Raw genomic sequence first — 8,875 nt, 5'->3', positions numbered from 1 at the left:
GGCCGGCGCAGCACACTGAGCAGGTCCTGGGGCAGCAGGTCGACCCAGGTCGCGGCGGCCGGGCGTGCGGTTTCCATCGCCACAAAATAGCCGCGGCCCTGGCTTGAGGTCAGCAGGTGGCGCCCGCGCAGGCGGTCCAGCGCTTCGTTGAGGGTGAACTTGCTGACGCCCAGGGTCTGGGTCAGCTCACGCACCGACGGCAACTTGCTGCCGGGTGCCCATTCACCGCCCTCGATGGCCTGGCTGAAGGCGTCGACGATCTGCTGCACCTTGGGCGTGCCTTCCACAAAAGCGATGGCGGATACAAACATAAACCTTCCTTGTCTTTGCCGGTGCTTTTACCGGTGAAGTTAGGCAGGATTAGGCACCACTTTACCTGCCTTGTGCAATGACGCTGCCCTAGACTGCGCGCCATCTCGCCGGTAATTGGCGAAGTTTCTTACACGCGAGCAATGGATTTCGCATTCTCATGAAGACTTATATGTGCGCACCCTGCGGTTTTATGTACGTAGAAGAATTGGGTATTCCGGAGGACGGAATCCCGGCCGGCACTCCTTGGGAAGAGGTGCCGGAAGACTGGACATGCCCTGACTGCGGCGTGACCAAGGCCGACTTCATGGCCATTGAACTCTAACCCTCCATCAACGAAAGGAATCGCTCCATGGAAAGCAAACTGATCAACCCCACCGTACCGTTCTGTACCGGCGTGGCGCACCAGAAATACCTCAGCGCCGAAAAAGGCCTGCAAACCGCCATCGAGGGCGATTGCACCCATTGGTACATCGACGGCAGCCTGTTCGGCGAGATGGTCGATGACTGGACCGATGCGCGCATTGAAAGCCTGCAGGCGCAAATCGCCGCCACCGGCGTCACGCCGATCTTCCACGGCAACTTCAAGGCGCCGCTGGGCAGTGATGTCGAGGCGTTCCGCGCGGCGGCGGTGGACTACGTGAAAAAAGAGATTGATATCGCCAGCCGCCTGGGCGCGCCGTTGATCATCCACGGCGGCTGCATCGTCGAGCCGAAAATGGTGCTGATGGCCAAAAAGGTTGCGCTGGAACACTACCTCAAGTCGGTCCAGGAACTGGCGAGCTACGCGCAGGACAAGGGCACGGATATCTATTTGGAGAACCTGTCCAACTACGTCAACTACCGGCCATTTCACTACATCTTCACCCACGAAGCCGAATACGCCTTTGTGTTCGAGCGCCTGCAGGCCCATGGCAACGTGTACTTCTTCCTGGATGCGGGCCACGCCAACATCGAGAACGGCCTGCCGGCCGAAGTGGTGCGCAAGTATCACCACTTGATCAAGGGCATTTCCTTCAGCAACAACAATGGCGTGCAGGACCAGCACTTCGGCATTCATGACGGCAACTGTGATTACGCCGACGTGGTGCAGGCCATCGTTGAAACCAACTGGAAGGGTCTGGTGGCGTTCGAAACCCGCAACCAGACCGCCAAGGCTGCCCTGGCTGACCTGGCGCTGATGTACCGCGAATCCCTGACCACTGAAATTGCCGTCGCCTGACAGGCCCAGGGGCGCGATCTTTAAGCGCGCCCCGTTGTTGTTTTTATCACTCCAAGGTTCCGGCCCATGACAAGTGCGTTAACGCTGTCTTCGTTTCTCTACTTCCTGCTGTTTTGCGCCACCATGACCTTCAGCCCCGGCCCCATGACCCTGTTGCTGTTAAGCCTGGGCTTGAAGGACGGCTTGCGCAGTTCGATCCCGGCGCAGATCGGCGCCAGTGTGTCCTACCTGATTTCCATCCTGATCTTTGCCGTGGGCTTTTCGGAACTGATCAAGGGCAACCTTGCCATTACCCAGACCATCCAGTTTGTCGGCGTGGCCTATATTCTGTACCTGGCCTACAAGCAGTGGACCAGCAGCGGTGTGTCGATCAACCAGGGCGGCGCCGTGGAAGGCTCGCGCAGTCTGTTTGGCAAGGGCTTGCTCACGGGGTTTTCCAACCCCAAGACCATCATCATGTTCAGTGCCGTGTTCCCGCAGTTTGCAGGTGCAGGCGAGCACAGCTCGGCGGCGGATATTGCCATTCTCGGGCTGACGTTTCTGACCCTGCAGTTTGCCAGTGGCTGCCTGTACTGCTATTTCGGCCAGCGTATCAAGCACGTACTGGAAAACCCCAAGCGCCGGGTGCTGTTGCAACGGATCACCGCGGTGCTGCTATTGGGTGTTGCGTTGATGTTGGCGCGTGGGTTTTCGCACTGAAGTATTAGCAGGTAAGCAGTAGTGGCGCTTTGACGTTACCCTGATAGACTCCAGGCACTCATCCAGGATTGCACCCCACCATGTCAGCCGTCGGAGGAAATGGACTTCCGCTCGCTTCGCGCCTGTTCAAATCGCGGCTTCTGGGGCTGACGCTCGGTTTTGTCTGCGTGCTCTTCGGCATGTACCCCTTGCACCCGTCGCTGTGGGTGTGGGCCTGGATGCTGATTAACGCCTTTGTCTGGCCGCATCTGGCCTACCAGCTGTCGCGCCGGGCGAGCAACTCACTGCACAGCGAACGGCGTAATTTGCTCTTCGATTCGTTTTGCGGCGGGTTCTGGGTCGGTGCCATGCACTTCAACCCGCTGCCCAGCGTGACCACGCTGTCGATGATGACCATGAACAACGTCGCCATCGGCGGGCCGCGGTTTATGCTCGCCGGCTGGGTGGCGCAGGGGCTGGGCGTCGGCGCCGCCTTGCTGGTGTTCGCGCCGGCGTTTGTCGCGGTGACCAGCGAGGCGCAACTGTATGCGTGCCTGCCGATCCTGATGCTGTATCCCCTGGCGCTGGGCTGGATCTGCTACCGCCAGGCCGTGACCCTGGCCCGCCATAAACGCGAGTTGCTGGCCTTGAGCCGCACCGACAGCTTGTCCGGCCTGCTCAATCACGGCGCCTGGAAGGACCATCTGGAAATCGAGTTTCAGCGTTGCCGCCGTGAACAGGTGGGCGCGGCCATTGCGCTGATCGACATCGACCATTTCAAAACCATCAACGACACCTACGGGCATGTCACCGGCGACATCGTGCTGCGCCAACTCAGCAAGGTGTTGCGCCAGAACCTGCGCGCGTCCGACCTGGCCGGGCGCTATGGCGGCGACGAGTTCTGTGTGATTTTGCCAGGCATGCCGCTCAACCGCGCCACCGAGGTGATGGACGCTTTGCGTGACCGCTTCAGTGCACTGGCCTATGCGCAAGACCCGACCCTGCGCGCCAGCTTGAGCATTGGCCTGGCGCCGTACCAGCCGGCGCACGCCGATTCCACCAGTTGGCTCAACGATGCCGACCAGGCGCTGTATGAGGCCAAGAGCAGCGGGCGCAACCGCGTCAGTTCGGTGCAAGGCAGTTGGTTACGCTCGGTTTAGTGGGGTAGGGTAGCGCAGCACCTCCCCACAACAACAAGGATCGGTCCATGCTCTTCACCTTCTCCCGTACCCTTCTGGCCGCCACCCTGGCTTTGTCCTTCGCCGTGCCGGCCTACAGCGCCGAACCCCACAAACAAATCCAGGCGGATGCCGAACAGTACAAGGCCGAGGCCCTGAAACTGCTCGAGCGCCTGGTGAATATCGACTCGGGTTCAGGCTACGAGCCGGGCCTGACCCAAGTGCGCGACATTGCCGTGGATGAGCTCAAGCAGCTCGGCTTCAGCATTGAACTGGTGCCGGACAAAACGGCCAACAACAGCCATGTGATCGCCACCCTCAAGGGCACCGGCAAAGCCAAAATCCTGCTGATGGCGCACATGGACACCGTGTTCAAGGAAGGCTCGGCCGCCGAGCGCCCGTTTCATATCAAGGATGGCCGCGCCTACGGCCCCGGCGTGATGGATGACAAGGGCGGCATCGTCGCCGGCATCTACGCGCTCAAAGTCCTGAAAAACCAGGGCTTCAAGGACTACGCGCAAATCACCTTCCTGCTCGACGCCAGCGAAGAAACCGGCTCAGAAGCCGCCTCCGAACTAATCCGCAAAACCGCCAAGGCCCACGACGTCACCTTGAACCTGGAACCCGGCCGCCCAGCCGACGGCCTGGTGGTATGGCGCAAAGGCAGCGCCACTGCGGTGGTCGAAGTCAAAGGCAAAGCCGCCCACGCCGGCGTCGCCCCCGAGTTGGGCCGCAACGCTGCCATGGAAGCGGCGCACCAGATCCTGCAGTTGGGCAAACTCGGCGATGAAGAGAAGAAAACCACCATCAACTTCACCGTGATCAAAGCCGGCGACCGCACCAACGTCATCCCTGACCAAGCCACCGCCAAAGCCGACGTGCGCGCGGCACTGCCGGAAGAATTTGATCGAATCGAAAAAGACCTGGCGCGGGTGTCAGCCAATAAGTTAATCCCGGACACCGAAGTGAAAACCAGCCTGCTGCGCGGCCTGCCGCCGATGCCACAGACGCCGGAGTCGGACAAATTGGTTGCGATTGCCCAGGGGATCTATGGCGAATTGGGTCGTAAATTGACCATTGAAGGCAGCGGCGGGGCGGCGGATGCGAGCTTGTCAGCTGGGGTCGGGACGCCGACGTTGGATGGGTTTGGGATTGTGGGTGGGAATATCCATACGCCGGAGGAATATGCCGAGGTGGAGAGCGTGGCGCCACGGGTTTATTTGTTGAGTCGGATGATTATGGAGCTGTCGAAGCGGTGAGAGGTTTGCAGGGCTCACTCAATAGGTGAGCCTTCCTGTTCGCAAACTTATTATTTGGGTGAGCAGGCTTGTTGTGGCGAGCAGGCTTGCCCTGCGTTGGGCTGCGTAGCAGCCCCAAAACAGACGACACGGGTTTAGACTAGTAGCTCTTTTTTTCCCTATTGGGGCTGCTTCGCAGCCCAACGCAGGGCAAGCCTGCTCGCCACGGTGGTGGGGTGTTTCAGTGGTGGGGGTGGTGTTTTCACCATGTTGATGGGTCTTCAAGGCTGGCTTTTTGGAGGTCGTCTTTCCATACCTCGTTGGCTAGTCGGTAAATATCTGCAAAGAAACCACGGGGGGTTACTATTTCTGTTTCGTCCCAGGCCATCGTTGAATATTCATCTGGGTCATCTTCAAAATAAGAATGGAAGTCAAAATTTTCTTTATTTAATGCGAGGTGTAAGTTTTCCATTAATTTGTATCGATGACGATAGGAAAGCTTGTTGTATGGGTCCAGGCAATATTTGATAATTAGATTTTCTCTATCTTTTTCGTTGTTTGGGTCATAGGTGTGTAGTTCTGCTCCCTTGGTATCTTCTCTATCGTAAATGTCAAAGATTCCCACGAAATAATATAAGCTCGCGTCGAATAGTATGTTGTCGGAAGATAGGTGAAATAGCATTTTTATTCCTTAATGGGAAATAGGGCAAAGGGCGTGCGTCTTCACGAAATTTCATCTCGGCACCATTCATAGAAGGATTGAACGTAGGGTTTTGCGGATCCTTCTTGTTCGGCCTGTAGCCTCGCCCCGGTGGCCCCTTTCATGTGGCAAGCCTGCTCGCCACAGTGATGGGGGTGTTTCAGTAAGATGGGTGGTGTTTTCACCATGTTGATGGGGCTTCCTGGCTGGATTTTTGGGCGTTACTTGTTTTATTGAAGTTCAGTTTGATATCGAGTAAGGCATTTAAGTAGTGTCGTCATGAATTTCCTTTTATCGGAAATTTCGTCGTCGAAATAGGTGTCAAAGAGATAAGATACAGACTCGAAATTTTCAGATGTGCCTAGGAAGTGGTTTAGCGTGTCGATATACCATTGACGCTCTTCGGGCTTGTATGACAGGTACTCAGTTTTGGTTAGCCCATCAAATAACTCGAACAGTTCTTTTTCATCGTTTATGTTTTTTTGAAGCGATGAAGGTTTCTCTTTCTGGGTCGTCGTGATTTTCAATGCAGTAAGTGAAAAGTAAACTTCTTAGTATTGACAGTTTTGGTGGTTTTTTAATATTAGAACTCCGTGAGCGCGGTAATTGGGTTTCCATCTTTATCTCTCCAATTATTCTGCCCATTTCCATAGGCTCCCGAGAAGTTTCTAGGTTTGTCCGGCGGACAATAAGTTGTGCGTTCGTTGTGGCGAGCAGGCTTGCCCTGCGTTGGGCTGCGTAGCAGCCCCAAAACTGAAGACACTGGTTTACTCTAGTACCTCGTCCACCATGATTGGGGCTGTTTTTCAGCCCAACTCAGAGCAAACTCATTCATTGCAATGTTTGTTCTGTCTTATTTGTTTTCATTTGAGGATTTATCATTTTTTAAAATTGAAGAAACATGTTTCAGCCACGTTCGAGCGTCCGTCCATTCGTTGAGATAATAGTAGTAGCATCCAATGTCGGTGAATAAGTAGTCTTGAAGCTCTTGCTCCGTCATGTTGGTCATTATTAATCTGTCTAGTTCTGACCGTACTTCCAAGAGTACATCCGTAGAAACATCTGAGGTGAAGAAGTCAATCACATCATCTGCGTTCTTGTGGTCGCACATCCAGTCTTGATTGAAATAGCCTGCAAGGAATTGCTGTAGTTCGGGATAGTCTTGGTTCATGGGCTTGGAAATCCAGTATAAATTCGGTAGTCATTAGGCATGTTGTAATCCCCGATACATCAGGAAAAGCGCGCCGCCCCATTGGGACCGCTTCGCGGTCCAGCGCGAGCAAGCTCGCTCGCCACAGGGGCAGTGAGAAAGGTGGTGTGCCTACCATGTTGATGGGTCTTCCAGGCTGGCTTTTTGGAGGTCGTCTTTCCAAGTAATATGAGCGAGCTGGTAGATCTCATTTAGAAAATCCTTGGGGTTCTCAAGCTCATACCATTCGGCCCTTGGCCATGAGGCTGCTTCGTCTTCGTTGATTTCGAATAAGCTCTGGAAGTCATAGGTTTTGTCGTTCAGACATTCTTTTAGGTATTGAATTAACGCGTATTTATGCCTGTAGGAAAGATAGTCCAAGCTCAGGGCGTGGGTTTTTATGAGCTTTTCTCTGTCTCCTTTTTCATTTGGATTGTATTTCTCAAGCTCTTCACCAAGCTCTTGCTCTCGGTCATAAACATCAAACACGCCTATAAACCATTTGAGGCTCGGATTGAATGGCTCATTTAAGAACGGGTCTTTCAACATTACTTTTTCTCGGCAGGGAATGCGGTGAATGGCCTGGTGTTATCTTTTTTGTCGAATTTCACCTCGGCACCATTCATAGAAGGATTGAACGTAGGGTTGTGTGGATCCTTCGTGTCTGGCCTGTAGCCTCGCCCCGGTGGCACTTTTCATGTGGCGAGCAGGCTTGCCACAGTGATCAGGACGTTCAGTGAAGTAGGTGGCGCTTTCACCATGTTGATTGGTCTTCCAGGCCGGCTTTTTGGAGGTCGTCTTTCCATACCTCGTTGGCTAATCGGTAAATATCTGCGAAGAAACCGCGGGGGTTTACTATTTCTGTTTCGTCCCAGGCCATCGTTATGTACTCGTCATAATCACTCTCAAATTCTTTAGTGAAGTTAAAATCAGGTGAATCTAGAGCATCCTTGAGCGCCGATATCAATACGAAGCGATGTCTGTAAGAAAGATACATGAGGTCTTTTAAAATGAATTCGATAATGATTGTTTCTCTCTGTTTTTCATCGTTTGGATCATATTTCCACAGTGCTTCGCCGACGGTGTCTTCAAGGTCGTAAATCGATAGCGCTCCTAATATGTGAGAAATGCTGGGAGCGTAGGGTATGTCCATGAAAGGAGACTTCAACATTGGTTGCTCACTTAGGAAATGCGGTGAATGGTCGAGTTGGGTTGTTTTTATCAAATCTGATTTCAGCTCTATCCATGTTTTCTATATATTTTGGGTTTTTTGGGTTTTTGCTGTTAGGTTTGTAACCTCGACCTGCTCCAGGCAATTCAACTATAACCACAGGATTGCCCTGCTTATCGAAACCTGTCGGTGATGGCGAATTGCTTTGCATTTTACCTAGGGCCTTGTTTATAGCGTGGAGTTGCATTTTCCAAGTTTTAAATTGAGAGCTTGAATTTATCGGCTCTTTCTCGCCTGTGGTTGGGTTTGTACCGTCTATAGAGCGTTGTTTTAGAGCATGGTCTGGTATTTCGGGGCCATGCTTTTCAGTGGCATGCATATTGTATTTTTTTTCCCAGTTCAACACTCTCTGCTTGGCATTCGACTCTGTTAGTTCACCTATTCTTGCCTGTCGTTCAGCTCTCGCCAAGTGAGGCAGAGCAGGTACTCCGTCATCAACGTTTGGTTTGGATGGTTCTATAGTCGCGCTGGGTTTGCATCCACCGCTACCAGGACAATTACTCAGCCCTAGCGGATCCACCCACCCCGTAGGGTTCGGCACGTACCGGTACGCGTTAATCCCACCCGCCAGCTTCACCGGGTCCGGCGTCAGGTAGCGTCCAATATCCGGATTGTAGTAGCGATGGCGGTTGTAGTGCAGCCCGCTTTCCGCATCAAAATATTGGCCCTGAAAGCGCAGCGGGTTGTCGATTTTTCTTACGTCGAGGCGGGCTATTTCGCCGTAGGTGCGGTAGTGCGCGGACCAGACGATTTCGCCTTCGGGGTTGGTCAGTTCCTGCGGTGTGCCGAGGTGGTCGAGTTGGTAGTGAAAGGGCTTTGTTTCTTGTGGGCCAAAGCCTTCCAGCAGTGCCAACGGGCGAAAACTGTCTGGCTCGTAGATATAGCTGCGATGCCGATCCGCGTGGTGTTCAGCTACCAGCTTGTCGCCTTGCCAGAAAAACTCCGTGGTTATGTCGTTTACAGTTTTGCTGATCCGCCGTCCAAACGGGTCATAGCGGTAGCTGGCGGTTTGCCCGTTTGGTTGAGTAATACCCACCAACCGATGCTGGCAGTCGTAGCGGTATTCCGTAACGAGCTGATGCCCCTTGCCACGCCGCTGTCGGATCAAATTGCCGAAGGCGTCGTAGTCG

11 protein-coding genes are annotated in these 8,875 nt (G+C 53.9%); 5 read left to right on the top strand and 6 right to left on the bottom strand.

Going from position 1 to position 8,875, the window contains the following annotated elements:
- Positions 1-311, bottom strand: a 311-nt coding sequence (locus tag BFP92_RS00125) for a winged helix-turn-helix domain-containing protein (protein ID WP_139114013.1), incomplete at its 3' end; no start/stop codon positions are given.
- A 158-nt stretch (positions 312-469) separates the two neighbouring features.
- Between BFP92_RS00125 and BFP92_RS00120 the strand changes: the two genes are divergently transcribed.
- The 5 genes from BFP92_RS00120 to BFP92_RS00100 all read left to right on the top strand — a co-directional run bounded on the left by BFP92_RS00120 (position 470) and on the right by BFP92_RS00100 (position 4,646).
- Complete coding sequence (locus BFP92_RS00120; protein WP_016968943.1) at positions 470-634, top strand: rubredoxin; 165 nt, start codon at positions 470-472, stop codon at positions 632-634.
- A 27-nt stretch (positions 635-661) separates the two neighbouring features.
- A complete protein-coding gene (locus BFP92_RS00115; protein WP_056857881.1) occupies positions 662-1,531 on the top strand; it encodes a sugar phosphate isomerase/epimerase family protein in 870 nt (289 codons plus the stop codon).
- Positions 1,532-1,597: 66 nt separating this feature from the next.
- Complete coding sequence (locus tag BFP92_RS00110; protein WP_017137772.1) at positions 1,598-2,230, top strand: LysE family translocator; 633 nt, start codon at positions 1,598-1,600, stop codon at positions 2,228-2,230.
- Between the two features lie 80 nt (positions 2,231-2,310).
- Positions 2,311-3,369: a diguanylate cyclase gene (locus tag BFP92_RS00105; protein ID WP_065911088.1), complete on the top strand. Its 1,059-nt coding sequence runs from the start codon at positions 2,311-2,313 to the stop codon at positions 3,367-3,369.
- 47 nt (positions 3,370-3,416) lie between these two features.
- The gene (locus BFP92_RS00100) at positions 3,417-4,646 is read left to right on the top strand and encodes a M20/M25/M40 family metallo-hydrolase (protein WP_065911087.1); all 1,230 of its coding nucleotides are present in this window, start codon (positions 3,417-3,419) and stop codon (positions 4,644-4,646) included.
- A gap of 241 nt (positions 4,647-4,887) precedes the next feature.
- Here the strand turns inward: BFP92_RS00100 and BFP92_RS00095 are convergent, their stop codons facing one another.
- The 5 genes from BFP92_RS00095 to BFP92_RS30065 form a co-directional block, all read right to left on the bottom strand.
- On the bottom strand, positions 4,888-5,307 hold the full coding sequence (locus tag BFP92_RS00095) for a hypothetical protein (RefSeq protein ID WP_065911086.1): 420 nt from the start codon (positions 5,305-5,307) through the stop codon (positions 4,888-4,890).
- Positions 5,308-6,178: 871 nt separating this feature from the next.
- The gene (locus tag BFP92_RS00085) at positions 6,179-6,496 is read right to left on the bottom strand and encodes a contact-dependent growth inhibition system immunity protein (RefSeq protein WP_065911085.1); all 318 of its coding nucleotides are present in this window, start codon (positions 6,494-6,496) and stop codon (positions 6,179-6,181) included.
- A 150-nt stretch (positions 6,497-6,646) separates the two neighbouring features.
- Positions 6,647-7,063 (bottom strand): hypothetical protein, encoded by a 417-nt coding sequence (locus BFP92_RS00080; RefSeq protein ID WP_065911084.1) that lies wholly within the window; start codon positions 7,061-7,063, stop codon positions 6,647-6,649.
- Positions 7,064-7,268: 205 nt separating this feature from the next.
- On the bottom strand, positions 7,269-7,685 hold the full coding sequence (locus BFP92_RS00075) for a hypothetical protein (protein WP_065911083.1): 417 nt from the start codon (positions 7,683-7,685) through the stop codon (positions 7,269-7,271).
- Positions 7,686-7,692: 7 nt separating this feature from the next.
- The coding region (locus tag BFP92_RS30065) for an RHS repeat domain-containing protein (RefSeq protein WP_139114012.1) at positions 7,693-8,875 on the bottom strand (1,183 nt) is incomplete at its 5' end.

This window comes from Pseudomonas sp. 58 R 3, assembly GCF_900006605.1.
GTDB lineage: Bacteria > Pseudomonadota > Gammaproteobacteria > Pseudomonadales > Pseudomonadaceae > Aquipseudomonas > Aquipseudomonas salomonii.
This window is presented reverse-complemented; position numbering and strand designations above follow the sequence as displayed.